The organism is Acidovorax facilis, assembly GCF_023913775.1.
GTDB classification, from domain to species: Bacteria; Pseudomonadota; Gammaproteobacteria; order Burkholderiales; family Burkholderiaceae_C; genus Acidovorax; species Acidovorax facilis.
Genome location: NZ_JAMXAX010000115.1, coordinates 1 through 19,087, shown reverse-complemented (window position 1 = coordinate 19,087; position 19,087 = coordinate 1). Strand labels below are relative to the sequence as shown.

General features: G+C 65.5%; 15 protein-coding genes, 1 tRNA gene and 2 pseudogenes. 12 read left to right on the top strand and 6 right to left on the bottom strand.

Translation table 11 applies throughout. The features are described from left to right. Both NFX52_RS23435 and recJ read left to right on the top strand, forming a co-directional pair. Nucleotides 1-258, top strand: a pseudogene (locus tag NFX52_RS23435) (phosphoglycerate mutase); the annotation flags it as partial. Continuing rightward, nucleotides 255-1,970 (top strand): single-stranded-DNA-specific exonuclease RecJ, encoded by a 1,716-nt coding sequence (gene recJ, locus NFX52_RS23430; protein WP_207402113.1) that lies wholly within the window; start codon nt 255-257, stop codon nt 1,968-1,970. The pseudogene NFX52_RS23435 and the gene recJ, both read left to right, overlap by 4 nt. Nucleotides 1,971-2,318: 348 nt before the next feature. Here recJ and NFX52_RS23425 read toward each other — a convergent pair whose 3' ends face one another. Together NFX52_RS23425 and NFX52_RS23420 are read right to left on the bottom strand one after the other, a co-directional pair. Then, nucleotides 2,319-2,543, bottom strand: a complete 225-nt coding sequence (locus NFX52_RS23425; protein ID WP_055393469.1) for a tautomerase family protein — start codon at nt 2,541-2,543, stop codon at nt 2,319-2,321. A 164-nt stretch (nt 2,544-2,707) separates the two neighbouring features. Next, nucleotides 2,708-4,516: a methyl-accepting chemotaxis protein gene (locus NFX52_RS23420; protein WP_055393472.1), complete on the bottom strand. Its 1,809-nt coding sequence runs from the start codon at nt 4,514-4,516 to the stop codon at nt 2,708-2,710. A 276-nt stretch (nt 4,517-4,792) separates the two neighbouring features. On the opposite strand from NFX52_RS23420, the gene NFX52_RS23415 reads away from it, so the two are divergent. Both NFX52_RS23415 and NFX52_RS23410 read left to right on the top strand, forming a co-directional pair. After that, complete coding sequence (locus NFX52_RS23415) at nt 4,793-5,662, top strand: 3',5'-nucleoside bisphosphate phosphatase (protein WP_055393474.1); 870 nt, start codon at nt 4,793-4,795, stop codon at nt 5,660-5,662. 18 nt (nt 5,663-5,680) lie between these two features. Further along, the gene (locus NFX52_RS23410; protein ID WP_055393476.1) at nt 5,681-6,316 is read left to right on the top strand and encodes an L-threonylcarbamoyladenylate synthase; all 636 of its coding nucleotides are present in this window, start codon (nt 5,681-5,683) and stop codon (nt 6,314-6,316) included. 186 nt (nt 6,317-6,502) lie between these two features. Here the strand turns inward: NFX52_RS23410 and NFX52_RS23405 are convergent, their stop codons facing one another. Continuing rightward, nucleotides 6,503-7,660, bottom strand: a complete 1,158-nt coding sequence (locus tag NFX52_RS23405; protein ID WP_055393478.1) for a methyl-accepting chemotaxis protein — start codon at nt 7,658-7,660, stop codon at nt 6,503-6,505. Nucleotides 7,661-7,939: 279 nt separating this feature from the next. Between NFX52_RS23405 and NFX52_RS23400 the strand changes: the two genes are divergently transcribed. The 8 genes from NFX52_RS23400 (at nt 7,940) to NFX52_RS23365 (ending at nt 16,726) form a co-directional block, all read left to right on the top strand. Then, nucleotides 7,940-8,608 carry a site-2 protease family protein gene (locus tag NFX52_RS23400; RefSeq protein WP_055393480.1) on the top strand — a complete coding sequence of 223 codons (669 nt, stop codon included), beginning with the start codon at nt 7,940-7,942 and terminating at the stop codon, nt 8,606-8,608. A 35-nt stretch (nt 8,609-8,643) separates the two neighbouring features. Then, nucleotides 8,644-9,948: a tryptophan--tRNA ligase gene (locus NFX52_RS23395; protein ID WP_055393483.1), complete on the top strand. Its 1,305-nt coding sequence runs from the start codon at nt 8,644-8,646 to the stop codon at nt 9,946-9,948. Between the two features lie 250 nt (nt 9,949-10,198). Next, nucleotides 10,199-10,462, top strand: coding sequence for a hypothetical protein (locus NFX52_RS23390; protein WP_055393485.1), 264 nt, complete (start codon nt 10,199-10,201; stop codon nt 10,460-10,462). 8 nt (nt 10,463-10,470) lie between these two features. Beyond that, complete coding sequence (locus NFX52_RS23385; protein WP_369801311.1) at nt 10,471-11,535, top strand: formylglycine-generating enzyme family protein; 1,065 nt, start codon at nt 10,471-10,473, stop codon at nt 11,533-11,535. A 97-nt stretch (nt 11,536-11,632) separates the two neighbouring features. Further along, the gene (locus NFX52_RS23380) at nt 11,633-12,331 is read left to right on the top strand and encodes a response regulator transcription factor (protein ID WP_055393487.1); all 699 of its coding nucleotides are present in this window, start codon (nt 11,633-11,635) and stop codon (nt 12,329-12,331) included. 80 nt (nt 12,332-12,411) lie between these two features. Further along, the gene (locus NFX52_RS23375; protein ID WP_082437245.1) at nt 12,412-14,175 is read left to right on the top strand and encodes a FecR family protein; all 1,764 of its coding nucleotides are present in this window, start codon (nt 12,412-12,414) and stop codon (nt 14,173-14,175) included. A 42-nt stretch (nt 14,176-14,217) separates the two neighbouring features. Continuing rightward, nucleotides 14,218-16,569 (top strand): CHASE2 domain-containing protein, encoded by a 2,352-nt coding sequence (locus NFX52_RS23370; protein WP_055393490.1) that lies wholly within the window; start codon nt 14,218-14,220, stop codon nt 16,567-16,569. Between the two features lie 72 nt (nt 16,570-16,641). Continuing rightward, nucleotides 16,642-16,726, top strand: a tRNA-Ser gene (locus NFX52_RS23365). 263 nt (nt 16,727-16,989) lie between these two features. On the opposite strand, the gene NFX52_RS23360 is transcribed toward NFX52_RS23365, so the two are convergent. From NFX52_RS23360 to NFX52_RS23350, 3 genes and pseudogenes are all read right to left on the bottom strand, one after another. Continuing rightward, entirely contained in the window at nt 16,990-17,376 is a 387-nt protein-coding gene (locus tag NFX52_RS23360; protein WP_082437246.1) for a hypothetical protein, read from the bottom strand. Nucleotides 17,377-17,404: 28 nt separating this feature from the next. Further along, entirely contained in the window at nt 17,405-17,692 is a 288-nt protein-coding gene (locus tag NFX52_RS23355) for a hypothetical protein (protein ID WP_055393492.1), read from the bottom strand. 84 nt (nt 17,693-17,776) lie between these two features. Continuing rightward, a pseudogene (locus NFX52_RS23350) lies at nt 17,777-18,912 on the bottom strand (IS3 family transposase). Nucleotides 18,913-19,087: the final 175 nt, after the last annotated feature.

Below are 19,087 nucleotides of genomic sequence, written 5' to 3'. Positions count from 1 at the left end.
ACGCCGACGGTGCCCACCACCTTGCGCGATGCGGCACTGAACGAGGACTGGCGCGCCTGGGCCGCCGCGTGGACCGCATTGGACGCAGGCCCGGTGGCCGATCTGCTGCGCAAGTCCGAAGGCGGCGAGCCGGTGCAACTGACCCTGTGCGGCGAGCGCAACACGCTGGCCTTCCACACCGCCCCCCGCACCCTGGCCCAGCGTTTTCAAAGCCTTTTCAGGCCCCAGCGCTTTACAGACATGTGCGATAAGCTATGAAAATAGTAGCAAGAGACATTCCCCCCCGTGCCGCCTGGGCGCTGGAACAGGCCGGTGTGCACCCGCTGCTGGCGCGCCTGTATGCCGCGCGCGGTGTGCGTGCCAAGGACGAGCTGGACGACGGCCTGGGCAGGTTGTTGCCCCCCGCGGGCCTCAAAGGCATTGACACCGCCGCGCGCCTGCTGGCCGACGCCATGGCGCAGAACAAGCGCCTCGTCATCGTGGCCGACTACGACTGCGACGGCGCCACCGCCTGCGCCGTGGGCGTGCGCGGGCTGCGGCTGCTGGGCGCTCAACAGGTGGATTACCTCGTGCCCGACCGCGTGACGGACGGTTATGGCCTCACCGCATCCATCGCCCGCCGCGTGGCCGAGCGCGGCGCCGACGTACTCATCACCGTGGACAACGGCATCGCCAGCGTGGACGGCGTGGCCGAGGCCAAGGCGCTGGGCCTCACGGTCGTCGTCACCGACCACCACCTGCCCGGCCCCGAGCTGCCCGCGGCCGATGCCATCGTCAACCCCAACCAGCCCGGCTGCACGTTCGAGAGCAAGTCCATGGCCGGTGTGGGCGTGATGTTCTACGTGCTGCTGGCCCTGCGCGCCGAGCTGCGGGCGCGCGGCATTTTTAACGCGGCCACCCAACCCAAGCTCGACCCGCTGCTCACCCTGGTGGCGCTGGGCACGGTGGCCGACGTGGTCAAGCTCGACGCCAACAACCGCCGCCTGGTCGCCCAGGGCCTGAAGCGCATCCGCGCAGGCCAGATGCCCGCCGGGGTAGCCGCGCTGTTCACCGCTGCCGGCCGCAAGGCGCCCGTGGCCACCACCTTCGACTTTGGCTTCGCCTTAGGACCGCGCATCAACGCCGCAGGGCGCCTGGCCGACATGACGCTGGGCATTGAATGCCTGCTCACCGACGACGCAGGCCGCGCCGCCGAGCTGGCGGGCACGCTCGACGGCATCAACCGCGAGCGCCGCGAGATCGAAGGCGGCATGCGCGACCAGGCCATGCTGATGGCCGAAAGCCTGTTCCAGGAAGACGAAGAACCGCCCCCGGCCATCAGCGTGTTCGACCCCGACTTCCACGAAGGCGTGGTGGGCATCGTGGCCAGCCGCATCAAGGACAAGCTGCACCGCCCCACCTTTGTCTTTGCGGCCAGCAGCGCGCCGGGCAAGGAGCACGAGCTGAAGGGCTCCGGCCGCTCCATCCCCGGCTTTCACCTGCGCGACGCGCTCGACCTGGTGGCCAAACGCCACCCGGGCGTGTTGCTGAAATTTGGCGGCCACGCCATGGCGGCCGGCTGCACGGTGGACGCTGACTCGTTCGATACCTTCGAGCAAGCCCTGGCCCAGGTCGCGCAGGAATGGCTGGACGCCGCCACCCTCACCCGCCGCATCGAGACCGACGGACCTCTATCGCCCGAATACTGCCGCGCCGACATGGTGGACACCCTGCACCACGAGGTCTGGGGCCAGGGCTTTGCGCCCCCCACCTTCAGCGAGGAAGTGCAGATCGTGAGCCAGCGCCTGGTGGGCGAGGCCAAAAATCACCTGTCGATCAAGCTCATGCACCAGGGCAACCCGGTGGACGCCATCTGGTTCGGCCACACCGAGCAACTGCCTGCGCGCGTGCTGCTGGCCTTTCGCCTCGATGTGAACGAGTGGAAAGGCGAGCGGAAGGTGCAGTTTTTGGTCGAGGGGGCTCAGATCTAGGAGTCTGTCGGACTTGGAGCGTCGAAGCGAAAATTGGCGCCAGCGAGGACAGTTTTTGCCTGATTTGCAGCCCCATAGCCGAGCTATGGGGCAAAAAGACGGTGGAAAATGGACCGCCGAGGTCAATTTGCAGCCGACGATTTCCAAGTCCGACAGACTCCTAGGGATGACCTGCATAACCCTCGCGAGGCGGTGGTAGTGCGGATCGGGATGGGGCACAAGGCATCTTTTTGCAGTCAATAGCCGCGCTATTGGCAAGAAAAGCAACGCAGTGGACCACCCGAGACCGCGCTATCACAGACCGCAGGGAGTTGTGCAGGTCATCCCTAGGGCAAGGCCCCACCCCGCTCAGGCCTGCGCAGGGCCCTTGCTGCGCTGGCGGATCACCGTCACCGGCTCGCCGCCCTGGCCCCAGTTTTCAGGGTCCACCTCGTCGATGATGACGGTGACACTGTCAGGGCGCTTGTCCAGCACCTGCTGCATGAGCTGGGTGACACCGGCGATCAGGGCTGCCTTTTGGGCTGCGGTGGTGGGCAGTTCGCGCCGCGCGAGACGGATGTTGACCAGGGGCATGGGCAGATCCTTTCGTCCATCGCAAAAAAACAAAGACAAAGGCAGCCGGGGCTGCCTCGGGGGTGCGGTGCAAAAACTTAAGGGCCTTTTTGGCCGCCAGCGCTTGATAGAAAAGCGCAGATAGCTATCATTTGAATAGCAAAAACCACTACACCCAGCGGCCTTTAGAAGCTTTCCCAGTCGTCATCTCCGCCTTTGGCTGCAGCCCGGGGCGCAGGTGCAGCGGGCGCGGCCGATGGGCCAGGGGTGGCAGCGGGGCGTGCAGCGGCGGGGGCCGGTGGTGCCAAGCGAGCGGCGGCGGGGGCCTTTGTCGGCTTGGTTGCCTTGGGTGCTGCGGGTTGGTTGCCGAGGGCGGTTCTGGCCGCTGGCGCTGGCCGGGGCGCCGCAGACGGAGCCGGGCGGGGCGCTGCCGGTGCGCGAACCGCCATCGCGCCCACATTGAACACCGCCACCACCTCGGCCAGGCGCTGGGCCTGGTCGCGCATCGAGGCTGCGGCGGCGGTGGACTCCTCCACCAGCGCCGCGTTTTGTTGCGTCATCTGGTCGAGGTGCGTCACGGCCTGGTTGACCTGGGCAATCCCGTCGCGCTGCTCGGAGGAAGATGCCGTGATTTCTCCGATCAGGTCGCTCACGCGCTGCACGCTGGCCACGATCTCGCCCATGGTCTGGCCCGCCTGGGCCACCTGGGCAGAGCCCGACTCGACGTTTTCCACCGAGGCACTGATCAGGTTCTTGATCTCCTTGGCGGCCTCGGCGCTGCGCCCAGCCAGGCTGCGCACTTCGCTGGCCACCACCGCAAAGCCCCGGCCCTGCTCGCCCGCGCGGGCGGCTTCCACAGCAGCGTTGAGCGCCAGGATGTTGGTCTGGAAGGCAATACCGTCGATCACGCCGATGATGTCGCTGATCTTGCGGCTGCTGTCGGTGATCTGCTGCATGCTGGTGACCACCTGGCCCACCACTTCGCCGCCGCGCGCCGCCGCCTGGGCCGCCGTGCCCGCGAGCTGGTTGGCCTGGCGCGCGGTGTCGGCCGACTGGCTCACCGTGGCCGTAAGTTCTTCCATGCTGGCGGCGGTTTCTTCCAGGTTCGAGGCAGTCTGCTCGGTGCGGGCCGACAGGTCGTGGTTGCCGTTGGCGATCTGGATCGAGGCCGACGAGACGGAATCCACACCCACCCGCACCTCGCTCACCACCCCCCGCAAGCGGGTGGACATGGCCGACAGGGACCTCAGCATGTGGCCGAACTCGTCCTTGCGGGTGGATTGCAGCTCGCGCGTGAGGTCGCCAGCGGCGATGGCGTCAATGGTTTCCACCGCCTCGTCCAATGGCACGGTGATGGAGCGCACCAGCTTCCAGGCCAGCAGCAGCACCACCACAACCAGCACGGCCGACACCACCAGGCCCTGGATGGCGTAGGCAACCCGCCGTTGCGTGGTCTCGGCCCGGATCTCCTCGCGGCGCTTTTGCAGGACAGCAACAAAATCATCCTGCGCCTTGAGGTAGCGCGCCACCATGGGGGTGAGTTCATTGTCGGCAAACTGCTGGGTGGCCACGCCATCGCCCGCGCCCTTGAGCTCCCAGGTCTTGGCGGTGGCGGCCAGCACCAGCTTGCGTTCGGCCAGCACCTTGTCGAGCGCCGCTTTTTCCTCGGGCGCCGTGGCACCGGCAACGATCCCCTCTTGAATCTTGTTGATGCCGCCAATGATTTCCTTGACCTTGGCGTCGTACTGCTGGGCCAGCACCGCGTCGGTGGTGACGGCTCCTCCCATCACCATATTGACGGCGGTTTCTGTGGCACCCCGCCAGCGTATGGCCGCCGAGATGCGCTCTTCGATCTCGACCACCTGGTCCATCGCAGCCGACATGGAGCTGTTGGCCCGGTACTGCTGGAAGCCGGAGATCAACAGCATGGCCAGCATCAGCAGGATGAATGCTCCCCACAGCTTGCGCGAAACGCGGATATTGTCGATTTGCATGGTTCTTTTTCCTCGTGGACCTGGAAATGTAAGTGTGCGGCCAACGCGCGGCACGCAACATCCGATTGCGTCAACAGCAGGCCACAAGCCTACGCCAGCCCAGGCACTGCCCTGCCCTCTTTTTCCCGGGAAAAACCCGCACCCAGGGTGCTGAAGGTGACAGGACGGCCCACCCGGGGGTCAGCGGCACCTGGCAGGACTCCGGGGAACCCGTCCACGACGGCACAGGGGTCGCGCGGTGGCGCGCGATATCGGTACAAGCCCTAAAATGGCACGGTGACATCCATATTGAACGCCGACCTGCATTGCCATTCCGTGGTATCCGACGGAACCCTGACCCCGGAGGATCTGGCCGCCCGCGCGAAAGCCAACGGTGTCGAGCTGTGGGCGCTCACCGACCATGACGAAATCGGCGGCCAGCACCGCGCCGCCGCCGCTGCCCATGCGCAGGGCATGGCCTACCTCACGGGCGTCGAAATCTCGGTCACCTTTGCCGACACCACCGTCCACATCGTCGGCCTGGGTTTCGACCCCAACGACACCCGACTGGCCGAGGGCCTGGCCGCTACGCGCGGTGGGCGCGGCGAACGCGCCAAGGACATGGCCGAACAACTGGCCCAGGCGGGTATTCCGGGCGCTTACGAGGGCGCGCTGCAGTTCGTAGGCAACCCGGCATTGATTTCACGCACCCATTTCGCCCGCTTTCTGGTGGAGACCGGGGTCTGCAAGGACACCTCCGAGGTATTTCGCAAATACCTCATCGAAGGCAAGCCTGGTTATGTGCCGCACCGTTGGGCGTCGCTGGGCAACGCCGTGCGCTGGATCACCGAGGCAGGCGGCATGGCCATCATTGCCCACCCGGCGCGCTACAAGTTCAGTGCCAACGAAGAATTTGCGCTGTTTTCCGAATTCAAGGCCCACGGCGGGCGCGGGGTGGAAGTCGTCACCGGAAGCCACAGCGCAGCCGAATATGTCACCTACGCCGCGATGGCGAAGGAGTTTGGGCTGGCCGCTTCACGCGGCAGCGACTTCCACAGCCCGGACGAGTCCCACACCGACCTGGGGACCTTGCCGCTGCTACCCGGCCAGCTCACCCCGGTCTGGGAACTGCTGGCTGAACGCATCCGGCACCCCGCTGCCGTTTGAGACGAGACGCACCATTTCATGGCCCAGTATTTCGAAGTCCACCCCGACAACCCCCAGCCGCGCTTGCTCAAGCAGGGCGCCATGCTGCTGCAAAAGGGCGGCATTCTGGCCGTGCCCACCGATTCCAGCTATGCGCTGGTCTGCCACCTGGACGACAAGGATGCCGTTGATCGCATGCGCCGCATCCGCCAGGTGGACGACAAGCACCACCTCACCCTGTTGTGCCGTGACCTGTCGGAACTGGCCAACTATGCCCGCGTGGACAACCGCCAGTACCGCCTGCTCAAGCTGGGCACGCCCGGGCCCTACACCTTTATCCTCGAAGCGACCAAGGAAGTGCCGCGCCGCGTGAGCCACCCTTCGCGCAAGACCATCGGTCTGCGCGTACCCGACCGCAAGGGCCTGCAGCTGCTGCTGGAGCTGCACGGCGCCCCGCTGCTGGCCACCACGCTGATCCCGGCCGGCGAGACCGAGCCCCTGAACGACCCGCAGGAAATCCGCGAACGCTACGAAAAGCTGGTGGACGCCATCGTGGACGCAGGCGCCTGCCCGCTGGAGCCCACCACCGTGGTGGACCTGACCCCCATGGGCAATGGTGGCGAGCCCGAAGTGGTGCGTGAAGGCCGGGGCAGCCTGCAGGCGCTGGGGTTGTAAAACTGAAATCCCGTGGTCTGCCCTGCGCCCGCGCAGACCGGTCTTGAGGACCAGCAAAAGCGCCTTTCGGATTCAAGCGCCCAAAACTGGCGCTGCCAAAGACCAGTGCCACCGTGGAACTGGCTTTGCCAGGCCACTGGTGGCGTCCCCCTTCAGGGGGAAGACGCGCAGCGTCTCAGGGGGTCTTCATAGCTTAAACGCACCCACAGCCTGCTCCAGATCGCGCGCCTGGGCTGTGAGCGAGGTGGCGGTGGAAACCGCGTTCTGAACCAGCGCAGCCGTTTCCTGGGTGGTGCCGTCCATGTGCGACACGGCGCCGTTCACATGGCTGATGGCATCGCTCTGCTCGCGCAGGGCGTGGGAGATTTCGCCAAGCAGTGCACTGACCTGCCCGACGGCCGCCACGATCTCCTGCATGGTCTTGCCCGCCTTGCCCACCTGGCCAGCACCGTTTTCCACCTGCTCGACCGACGCGCTGATCAGCGCCTTGATCTCGCGGGCGGCCACGGCGCTGCGCTGGGCCAGATTACGCACCTCGCTGGCCACCACGGCAAAGCCACGGCCCTGCTCGCCCGCACGGGCGGCTTCCACCGCCGCGTTGAGCGCCAGGATGTTGGTCTGGAAGGCAATGCCTTCGATGACCTGGATGATGTCCACAATCTTGCGCGAGCTGCCGCTGATGGCCTGCATGGTCAACACCACATCGCCCACCACCGCGCCCCCTTGCTCTGCAATGCCCGAGGCCTTCACCGCGAGGTCGCTGGCGGAATGGGCGCGCTCGGCGTTCTGGCGCACGGTGGCGGTCAGCTGCTCCATGCTGGCAGCAGTTTCGGTGAGTGAAGAGACCTGGTCTTCCGCATGGCGGGAAAGGTCGGTGTTGCCATGGTCGATGTCTGCGGCAGAGGCGCTGATGGCATCGGCGTCCTGCTTGATGCGCGACACCAGGTCGGTCAGCGTGTCCTCCATGGTGCCCAGGGCGTTCAGGAGCCGGCCAAAGTCGCCCTGCAGATCGGAGCTGAATTCCTGGCTCAGGTCGCCCGAAGCCACGGTTTCTGCAATCAGGATGGCCTGGTTGAGCGGCGCCACGATGCTCATGAGCAGGCTGAACACAGCCAGCAGCGCCAGCACAAACGCCACACAGCTGCAGCCGATGATCCATGCCCGGGCGCTTTGCAGGTGCGCCTGTGCTGCCTGGGCCTGGGGCGCCGTCACAGGCGCGCCCTGCAGTGCCTGCTCGGCCCCCCCGATGCCAGCCAGCGCCATGACCATTAACAGCAGCACCAGCAGTGCCATACCGCCAAACGCCAGGGCCAGGCGCGTTCCAATTTTCAGGTTGTTCCACATGATGTTATGCCTCTCCAGGGCTGTTGTTTTGGTTTTTTGGGTCGCCCCGGGGGCAACTGGCAGATGCTAGCAATGATCACGGCGCTGCGGGCGCCCTCGGCATACGTACATCCCACATAGAACTTGCGCGAATCGGGATGCAACAACCGCCTTGCCTGGGGGTGAGCCACTTGCCCGAGTCCTGTTGTGCGCCAGTCATCCCACCACCGGCATGCCGTGTACTCCGCGCGGGTCGTCCCGGCAACGGCTGGGGTGGCGGGCGTCTGAGACAATCACCGGGTGGACATCTCCAATCTCATCCAAACCGTTCTGATCTACGCCCTGCCGGTGCTGTTTGCCATCACCGTGCACGAGGCAGCCCACGGCTACGCCGCGCGCCACTTTGGCGACAACACCGCGTACATGATGGGCCGGATCACCCTCAACCCGATCAAACACATCGACCCGGTGGGCACCATCCTGATGCCACTGCTGCTGTACTTTGCGACTTCGGGAGCCTTCCTGTTTGGCTATGCCAAGCCGGTGCCGGTCAATTTCGGCAACCTGCGCAATCCCAAGAAACACATGGTCTGGGTGGCGCTGGCGGGCCCGGCGTCCAACTTCATCCAGGCCATTGGCTGGGCCGTGCTGCTGGTGGCACTGGTGGGCTCTGGCGTGGAGGAGCGCTTTTTCATCGAGATGGCCCGCGCTGGCGTGCTGGTCAACCTCGTGATGTGGGCGTTCAACCTGTTTCCGCTGCCGCCGCTGGATGGCGGGCGCATCCTGGTGGGCCTGCTGCCCTGGAAACAGGCGCACATGGTCTCTCGCATCGAGCCCTGGGGCTTTTTCATTGTGATGGGCCTGGTGATCGCTGGGGTGGTGGGCACGCTGTGGCTACGCCCGCTGATGTCGCTGGGCTACGGCGTCATCCAGTTTCTGCTCACCCCGCTCACAGCACTGTTGCGTTAATTCTTCTCCCCCCGTTTCTTGCTGACATCCTTCCCATGAGCATCACGCGTTTTCTCACCGGCATTACCACCACGGGCACACCCCACCTGGGCAACTTCGTGGGCTCCATCCGCCCCTCGGTGGCCGCCAGCCTCACGCCCGGCGTGCAGAGCTTTTACTTTCTGGCCGACTACCACGCGCTCATCAAGTGCGAAGACCCGGTGCGCATCCAGCGCTCCACGCTGGAGATCGCCGCCAGCTGGCTGGCCGCAGGGCTGAACCCCGAGAAGGTCACGTTCTACCGCCAGTCCGACATCCCCGAGATCCCCGAACTGACCTGGCTGCTGACCTGCGTGACGGGCAAGGGCGTGCTCAACCGCGCCCACGCCTACAAGGCCAGCGTGGACAAGAACACTGCCGCCGACCGCGATGCAGACGACGGCGTGACGGCCGGCCTGTTCATGTACCCCGTGCTGATGGGCGCGGACATCCTGATGTTCAAGGCGCACAAGGTGCCCGTGGGCCGCGACCAGATCCAGCACATCGAAATGGCGCGTGACATGGCTGCGAGCTTCAACCACCTGTATGGCGAACACTTCGTGCTGCCCGAGGCCGCCATTGACGACCATGTGGCCACGCTGCCCGGCCTGGACGGGCGCAAGATGAGCAAGAGCTACGACAACACCATCCCGCTGTTCAGTTCGCGCGAACAGCTCAAGAATCTGATCGGTGGCATCCTGACCGATTCGCGCGCACCCGGCGAGCCCAAGGACACCGAGGGATCGGCGCTGTTCCAGATCTACCAGGCGTTTGCCACGCCCGACGAAACCGCCGCCCTGCGCCAGGCCTACGCCGACGGCATCGCCTGGGGTGATGCCAAGAACACCCTGTTCGAACGTGTGGACCAGGTGATCGCCCCCATGCGTGCGCAGTACGAAGAACTCATCCACAACCCCGCCCGCATCGAGCAGACCCTGCTGGCCGGTGCCGAACGCGCCCGTGCGCTGGCCACGCCGTTCATCCGCGAGCTGCGCGCCGCTGTGGGCCTGCGCAGTCTGGCCCAGGCCACTGCGGCGCCCAAGCCTGTCAAGGCCGCGAAGACAGCGCTGCCTTCGTTCAAGCAATACCGCGAAGCCGACGGCAAGTTCTACTTCAAGCTGGTGGATGCCGATGGCCGCCTGCTGCTGCAAAGCACCGGTTTTGACGCGCCCAAGGAAGCAGGCCAGGCCATTGCCCAGTTGCAAAAAGACCCGGACGCACTGCAGACACTGGCACAGCGCCTGGCACCGGTGGAGGGCGTGAGCGCCGACGATGTGGCAGCCGCGCTGCAGGCGCTGGCAGAGGCTGCAGCCGCCGCGTAAACCGCTCTGTCCCTGTCCAACGCGGGATCCGGGGTCGGAATGCGCTGGGGGGAAGCGGTCACTTTTTGATAGCTGCTTGCGCTTTACCAATAAGCGCTAGCGGCCAAAATTATTCAAATATTCATCTCCAGGGTGAATCCGCAGAATACCCGCCTGGCTGCGACAGAAGATGGTGGTGTGTGCGCAATGCGCCTACGCTGTCGGCGTGGGCCTTGTGCGTAAACTGTCCGTTCTGTTCTTGGAGACTCCCATGAAACTGCCAGTTGCCACCCTCTCCGTGCTCGCCGTGCTGGCGGGCTGCAACGCTACCAGCCCCCACCACCCCTCGGGGCCCATGGCATCGGGCCGTGACCGCACCTTCAGCGTGCCCGTGTACGGCACCGACACGTCGCCCGCCTATGCAGCGGCCACGCGCGAATGCCAGCGGCTGGCGCTGTTCCCCAAGCTGCTGCGCAACGATGGCTCGCGCCTGATTTTTGAATGCGTGAGCGAAGCCCCCGACCGCCAACCCTGATCCCCGGCATGGCCTGGTTTCTGCGGCGCCCCCTCAGGGCGCATGGGGTGGCCCTGACAGCCGTGCTGGTCTGCGCCTGCGCCCATGCGGGGCCTGCGCAAAACACCGCCCCCGCCACCTGGACCAACAGCCTGGGCATGGTCTTCCAGCAGGTCCCGGCGGGCCGCTTCACGATGGGGGGCGTGGAGCCGCCCGATACCCTGGCACGCGCGTACCCGGCGCTGGAGGCCAGGCGCTTTACCGAGTTGACCGATGAAGGCCCCGCGCACACGGTGCACATCCGGCGGGCGTTCTACCTGGGTCGGCACGAGGTCACCGTGGGGCAGTTCCAGCGCTTTCTGGAGGCCTCGGGCTACCAGCCCGAATCGGAAGCCGATGGCACGGGCGGCTACGGCTACAACGCGCAGTACGACCCCGCCACCACCCAGCGCGGCGATGCCTTTGAGGGCCGGGACCCTCGCTATTCGTGGCGCAACCCGGGTTTTGCGCAGGGGCAAGACCATCCCGTCGTGAACGTCACCTGGAACGACGCCCAGGCCTTGGCCCAATGGCTGAGCCGCACCGAAGGCCACCACTACCGCCTGCCCACCGAGGCCGAATGGGAATACGCCTGCCGCGCTGGCACCCGCACCCGCTATCCGCATGGCGACGACCCGCAGGGCCTGCTGCACACCGCCAACACCTTTGACCAGGAGGTCGCCCCGCTGTGGCCCCGCTGGCAGCAGCACGCCTTGGCGGGCAGCGACGGCCATGTTTTCACCGCCCCGGTGGGCAGCTATGCGCCCAATGCCTTTGGCCTGCACGACATGCTGGGCAATGCCTGGGAGTGGGTGTCGGACTGGCACGGGGACACCTACTATGCGCACTCCCCGCGCAATGATCCACAAGGCCCCGCAGACGGCACCGTGCGCGTGCGCCGGGGGGGCTCGTGGCACACTTGGTCGTTTTATGCCCGCTGCGGCTACCGCAACTGGAACAGCCCGCAAACCCGGTACACCCTGGTCGGCATGCGGCTGGTGCGCGAAATCTCTCCCCAGCCCCTTCCCCGGTCGCGGCGAACGAGAGAGCGTTAACAAATGTCAACTGCCGGGCGGTAGGCCGGTGCGCAGCAGCGCAGACGGCGGTTATCGCGAATAATCCGCAATTGCATTTTCGACAGGGGAGAAAACCATGCGCATAGCCGCGTTGGACGACGATGCGCTCCAGCTGGATCTGATCAAACAGGCCACGGAGGCAATGGGCCATGTCTGCCACACCCACCTCAACGGTGCCGACTTCCTGCGCGAGATGCGCCGCGAGACCTTTGACCTGTTGATCGTGGACTGGCACCTGCCAGACACGACGGGGCCCGAAGTGGTGCGCTGGGTTCGCAAGAATGTGGGCACCCAGTTGCCCATTCTGTTCGTCACGCACCGCCAGGAAGAGCTCGACATCGTCGAAGGCCTGGGCAGTGGCGCCGACGACTTCATGGTCAAGCCGGTGCGTATTGGCGAGCTCAATGCCCGCGTGTCGGCCCTGCTGCGGCGGGCCTACCCAGCCAATGTGGGGGGCGTGGTGGAGTTCGGGCGCTACCGCTTCCTGTCCGAAACCCGGTCCATCGAAATTGACGGCGTGCCCGTGGAGCTCAAGAACCGCGAGTACGATCTCGCCCTGTTTCTGTTTCAGAACATGGGCCGACTGTTGTCGCGTGACCACCTCAAGGACATCGTCTGGGGCCAGGTGGCGGATGTCATGTCGCGCTCGCTGGACACCCACATCTCGCGCCTGCGCACCCTGCTGGACCTGCGGCCCGCCAACGGCTTCATCGTCTCGGCAGTCTACGGTGTGGGTTACCGTTTTGAAGCTGTTGAGGCCCAGCGAAGGGCCTGACCCCCAACTATCAACGGCGGCATCCTCACAGGATGCCATCGCCAGCCCGCCTGCACCGAGCGGCACGAAGGAGATTTCAAGTGGCAACGAACACCGGCCGCCCCCGCTGGGCCCTGCGCGCCAGCGCGGCATTGACCCTGGGTTTCCTCGGTAGCCTGGTGGGCACCAGTGCCCAGGCGGCTCCCCCTGCCGCCACCACGCCGCAGGGCGATGAAATTGCCCACACCGTGCAGGAGGGTGACACGCTCGAAGGCCTGGCCAAGGCCTATCTGGCCGCGCCCCGGCAGTGGCCGCTGCTGCAGGCCCGCAACAAGGTGGCCAACCCCCGGCGCCTGGTGCCGGGTTCGGTGGTGTGGATTCCGGTGCGCCTGCAGCCCGCCGAGTCGGCCACGGTGGAGTTCGTGCACGGCACGGTCACCGCCCAAGCCCGCGCGGGCGACGCCCCGGCGCCCGTCACCCAGGGCGGCAAGCTTGAAGAGGGCACCGCGCTGCAGGTGGGGCCGGATGCTTTTGTCTCCGTCAAGCTGGCCGACGGCACGGTGGTGCGGGTGCAGGCGCAGTCCGAGCTGCTGCTGCGGCAGCTGCGCCGCCGGGGGCGTGCGGGCAGCCTGCAGTCGGTGCTGGAGATGCGCAGCGGTGCGGTGGAATCCAGCGTGCCACCCAATGCCGAGGCTTTTCGCCGCTTTGAACTGCGCACGCCCCTGGCCGTGACCAGTGTGCGCGGCACCCACTTTGGCGTGGCAATGGGTGAATCGGGCCAGACCACCGCATCGGTGCTCAGCGGCTCGGTGGCCGTACAGTCCCGCCAACAAGAAACCACTGGCCCATCCAATTCGTCTGCGGCAGCCGCCTCGATGCTGGCTCCGGGGCAAGGGCTGGCCGTGGCGGCCGATGGCAGCGTGGGCGCACCCCGCCCGCTGCTGGTGGCGCCCGACACATCGGGCGTCCCTGCCATGCTCAGCGATGCGAGCATTCTGGCCATCAACGTGCCACCACTGCCGGGCGCCGCGCGCTACCAGGCCCAGGTGGCGCAGGACGCCGACTTCACCCAGGTGCTGCGCCACGGCAGTTTTGCCGACGGCCAGCTGCGCTGGAAAGCCGTGGAAGACGGGCGCTACTACCTGTCGGTGCGCGCCCTGGACGACGCGGGCATCCCCGGTGTGCCTGCCGTGCAGCCTTTTGTGGTCAAGACGCGCCCCGTGGCCCCGCTGTACCAGCAACCTGCGCCCGGCGCGGTGCTGGCCAGCGGCACGGGCGAGCTGCGGTGCACGCAGGTGCCCGGTGTGGCCTGGTACCGCCTGCAGGTGGCCCGCGATGCACAGTTCACCCAGCCCGTGCTGGACGAGCAACGCCTCACCGAATGCCGCCTGCCGCTGAACACGCTGCCGGTAGGCAACTATTTCTGGCGTGCGGCCAGCCTGCTGCAGCTGCCAAACAGTCCGAGCAGTCAGGCCGACCAAGGTCCGTTTGCCCCACCCCAGCCCTTCTCGGTGGCAGACCGCCCCGCCACGCTGTCGCCCCAGTCATTGCAAGCGCAGGATGGCGACACCACGGTGCGGGTGCACTGGCCCGCGCAGCCTGGCCAGCGGTTCCGCCTGCAACTGGCCCCAGCCAACGACCTGGCGTTTGACAAGGTCGTGCTCGACACCCAGCTCGACACCCCTGCATGGACCGCCAGCAACCTGCCTGCAGGCGACTACCTCGTGCGCATCCAGGTGCTGGATCCCACGGGGCTGCAGAGCGACTTTTCGCCGCCGCGCCAGATCCGGGTCGGCTCGGGCATCAGCACGGGTTCGGGTCTGCCGGTCTCCACCTCGAACGGCCAGCCCGTGGCACGCCCTTGAGCCGCGCACGCCGTTTGCCCTGGGCCCGAGGGTTCTGAGCCCATGATGACCGCCGGACGCACCCGGGGCCAGCAGCGGCGCCTGGAATGGAGCCTTCTGGCCGCCGCCTTGCTGGGGCTGGTGGCCTGGCTCAGCACCGCCGACAGCCTGAGCCGGATGAACCACCTGGTGCAGGACGCTGGCCTGCGCCTGCTTTCGCGCCCCGCGCACCCCGACATCGTCATCGTTGCCATCGACGACCCTAGCATCGCGGCCATTGGCCGCTGGCCCTGGCGCCGGGCGCTACACGCAGAGTTGATCGCGCGCGTATCGGCACAGCAGCCCCGCGCCATCGGCATGGACGTGCTGTTCAACGAAGAAGACTTGGACTACCCCGAGGACGATGTGCTGCTGGCCGACGCCATGCGGCGCAGTGGGCGGGTGGTGCTTCCGGTGCTGCGGCGCGGTCATGGCCCGGCAGCCAACATAGCCGACCTGCCCTGGCCCGCATTTGCAGACGCCGCAGCCGGCCTGGGCCATGTGCATGTGGCCCCCGACAACGACGGCGTGGTGCGCAGCCTCTACCTGCAGGAAGGACCCGCCGCCGCGTCCTGGCAGCACTTCAGCATGGCGCTGCAATGCGTGGCCGCTTCCACATCCGCATCACACAAATCGCCCCAGTGCAATGCAGCGCGCGCCGCACCGGTGGCCGGCGGCGCTGCAGCCACAGAGCCTCCAGGCAGTGGCCCCTGGCAACGCGCTGACCGCACGCTGATTGCCTATGCCGGCGGCCCGGGCCACTTCACCACGTACTCCTACATCGACGTGCTGCGCGGCCAGGTGCCGGCAGATGCGTTTCGCGGCAAGTACGTGATCGTGGGCGCTGCGGCCTCGGGCCTGGGCGACATGTTTGCCACACCCGTGAGCGAGCAATCGCGGCTGATGCCCGGCGTGGAGGTGGTGGCCCAGGTGCTGGACGGCCGCCTGTCGGGCGTGCGGATCGAGCCTGCCGCCACCGCCCTCAACACCCTGTTCAACCTGGCGCCCGTGGTGTGCGCGCTGCTGGCTCTGCTGTTGCTGGGCCCCTTCGTGGCCTTGCTCACCAGCGCAGCGCTGGGCGTGGTCACCCTGCTGCTCAGCGTGGCCCTGCCTTCGTGGATAGGCCTGCAGTTCGCACCCGCTGCGGCTCTGACCGGGCTGGTGCTGGCCTATCCGCTGTGGAGCTGGCGGCGCCTGAGCGCAGCCGCACACTTCCTGCGACTGGAGATGGAGCGCCTGCAACGCGACGGCCTGTCGATGCGACTGCTGCACCGCCCCGGGGATTCCGGTGACTTTCTGGAAAAACGCATCAATGCTGTGGAACGCGCATCGCGCCAGTTGCGCGACCTGCACCACTTCGTAAGCGAAAGCCTGCAGCAGCTGCCCTCCCCCACCATCGTCTGCGACCCGCAGGGGCGCATCCTGCTCACCAACATGGCGGCACGCCGGCACGTGGGCGGAGACCCCCAGGTGCCGCTGCAGGGCCAGTCCGTGGTCGAACTGCTGCACGACCTGGTGCACACCGGCACCGGCCAGCCCCTGGTCACGCAGGACAAACTGCACAACCACCACATGCCCGAACAGAGCGAAGGCCGCGATGCCCAAGGCCGCAACCTGCTGGTGCTGTGCAAGCCCTTCACCGACTTGGCCAAGGCCGGCTGGCTGCTGACCCTGGTGGACCTGACGGACATGCGCCGCGCCCAGCTGCAGCGCGACCAGGCAATGAACTTCATCTCGCACGACATCCGTGCACCCAATGCATCCATCCTCACGCTGCTGGAGATGCAGCGAGCCTACCCTGGCCGCATGCCGGATGACGAGCTGATGCTGCGCATCGAGCGCTATGCACGCGCGTCGCTGGGCATGGCCGAAAATTTCGTCAAGCTCGCCAGCGCCGAGTCGCAGGAATACCGCATGGCGCCCCTGGACCTGGTGGCCGTGCTGGCCGAAACCGTGGACGACATCTGGGCCTTGGCCCGCGACCGGGGCGTGGAGGTAACCATCGCCACCGCGCCGGAAACCGCCCCCACCGTGGGCGACCGCGCCCTGCTGTCCCGCGCGCTGGCCAACGTGCTGAACAACGCCGTCAAGTTCAGCCCCGAAGAAGGCACGGTGCAGTGCTCCATCGTGCAACGGGGGGCCCACTGGATCGTGTCAGTGCGCGACGAAGGCCCCGGCATCGCCCCGGAACTGCAGGGCCAGCTGTTCGCACCCTTCCAGCGGCTGCACGACCGCAGCCACCCCGCCATCGGCGGTGTGGGCCTGGGGCTGGCCCTGGTGCACACCGTGATCCACCGGCACGGCGGAACGCTGGAAGTGGACAGCGATGTGGGACGGGGAGCGGAGTTCAGGCTGGTATTGCCTCTTCGCAACTGACAGTTCAGGGAGTAACTGACACAAACCGTGGTATCTCAAAAACCTTACTATAATCGCAGGCTTCGACACACAGGAGAGGTGGCAGAGTGGTCGAATGTACCTGACTCGAAATCAGGCGTAGTGGCAACACTACCGTGGGTTCGAATCCCACCCTCCACTGCAAGTATTGATATCAGACGGGCCCGAGTGGCCCGTTTTGCATTTCTACCTTCTACCCTACCTACCGTGGTGCAGAGCCATATAGGGGCTTGAGTGCGCATGCCGCTCCATTCGACATCCATACTCCTGGTTACTGCGGCTCTTTTGTAGGCTGTATTGCGGTAGGCGTCGTGCTACTGTACGCCTTGCCTTTTATGGGTAGGTTTCAGTTTGATGATTTGTTAGGCGTGCTCTACACGTAGCGTGCTTGTTTTGTCCCGATTACCGCTTCTTTAGCGTGATGCTGTTTGCGGTGCGTGAGATCTCTTTATATTTGCGTAGCGTCGTCAAGGCACCTACCCCACCCGCAGCAATTGCGATGGCAATTGCTGACGTGGTTGCGGGGATTCCGAGTATTCCCACTGCAGCAGCCGCTGTAAAGCCAGCTGCAGGCGCGGCGACTGGCCCAGCTGTGCCACCCGTACCCAGCGTTGCATACGTGGCGAACGCTGCGATACCAATTGCTCCAAAGGCAATTGCCCACGCTACTTGGCCTGTAGCTCGAATCCTGATTGTCTTTTTTGCAAGGTCGCCTTCAATTTCAATCTCGTCCGCGCCTGACTTTAGAGCCTCGCCAAGCTCTTTCTCGGTTTTGACTTTTCGCGCCATCAGCTTCCCCCTGAGTTTTTGCAGGATGTTACTTCAGGGCAAGACATGTCTTTCGCGCATCGTGTTCTTTGATGGTGTAGCAGCGATCCCGTGATCCTTTAATGTCCGCCAGACACTGGTTCCGCTTGTCACCATCCTTGATGCGGTAGCAAATTCCAGCGTCCCGCTTGACCTGCGCCAGACAGTACGCCCGCTTGTCCGCATCCTTGATTGCGTAGCACTCCGAGGTGCCCGCCATGGCCTCCCCCATCCAGACCACTGCGATCATGCAGAGCGGCCCGAGGAGGTAGCTTCTTGCTATGTTGCTGATGGTCATGGTGCCCTCATTCGCAGATGCTGTGGAACATAGCCTGCTCCTCGCCAGCGGTGCAGATGGTCAGTTTGAATCGCCCCGGCATTCCTAGACACTTTTGAGCCGTTGGGAATATCGCTGTTCGAACTCTACAGGGGACAGTCCTGCCGCCGATGAATGACGGCGCTGTGAGTTGTAGAACATTTCGATGTAGTTGAAGACGTCCGCTCGCGCATCGTCACGGGTTGCATAGACCCGCCTGCGGATGCGTTCGCGCTTGAGCAGTTGGAAGAAGCTCTCGGCCACAGCGTTGTCGTGGCAGTTGCCACGTCGGCTCATGCTGCTGACCAGGTTGTGCTCGCGCAGGAAGGTCTGCCACTCGTGGCCGGTGAACTGACAGCCCTGATCTGAATGAACCATGACAGGCGCATGCGGCTGGCGGCGCCATAGCGCCATCAGCAGTGCATCGAGGACCAAGCTCGTGTCAATGCGGCTGCCCATGGACCAGCCCACTACTTGGCGCGAGAACAGATCGACCACAACCGCCAGGTACAGCCAGCCTTCGTGGGTTCGGATGCAGGTGATGTCGGTGACCCAGGACTGATTGGGCTGGGCCACCTTGAACTGACGCTGTAGGTGGTTTGGCGCGACCACTGCGGGCTTGCCACCTCGCAGTCCAGGCCTGCGGCCGTAGCCCGTCTGCGAGCGCAGACCTTCGAGCTTGAGCAGCCGCGCCACGCGATGCTTGCCGCAGCGCTCACCCTGGTCGCGCATGTCCAGCGTGAGCTTGCGGTAGCCATAGACACCGCCGCTCTCCAGCCATGCCTGCTTGAGCAAGCCCAGCAGCCTCTGGTCGTCCTTGGCCCGTGGACTCTGCGGCGCTGCCTTCCACGCGTAGTAGTCGCTGGGGTGCAGCTGCATCACCTTGCACATGCGCCGCACGCTGTGTTCCGGCGCATGGCGCTGGATGAATGCGTACCTCACCCGGACTGCCTTGCAAAGTACGCGGCGGGGCGCTCCTCGGTCACACGCTTGAGTTCAGCCTTCAGTCGCCGCAGCTCCTCGGTCTGGAACGTCTGCATCTGTCTCTCTGGCACAGGCACCGCATAGGCCTTGACCCACTTGTACAGGCTATGCTGGCTTACGCCGATCCGGGCGGATACATCGGCCACCCGGTGGCCTCGTTCCGTGATCTGTTTGACCGCCTCGATCTTGAATTCTTCGGGATATGGCTGCTTTGTCATGGCACCTCCTATTGGGCCTCAGGTTTGAGGCTCGAAGGTGTCTAGTTCTGAATCGCCCCGGGTTTTGAGGAGGCTCAACACTCTGAGAGGATTGAGCCATGAAGAAAACGAACAAGTTCTCGCCCGAGGTGCGTGAGCGCGCAGTGAGAATGGTGCAGGAGCAGCGCGGGGAGTA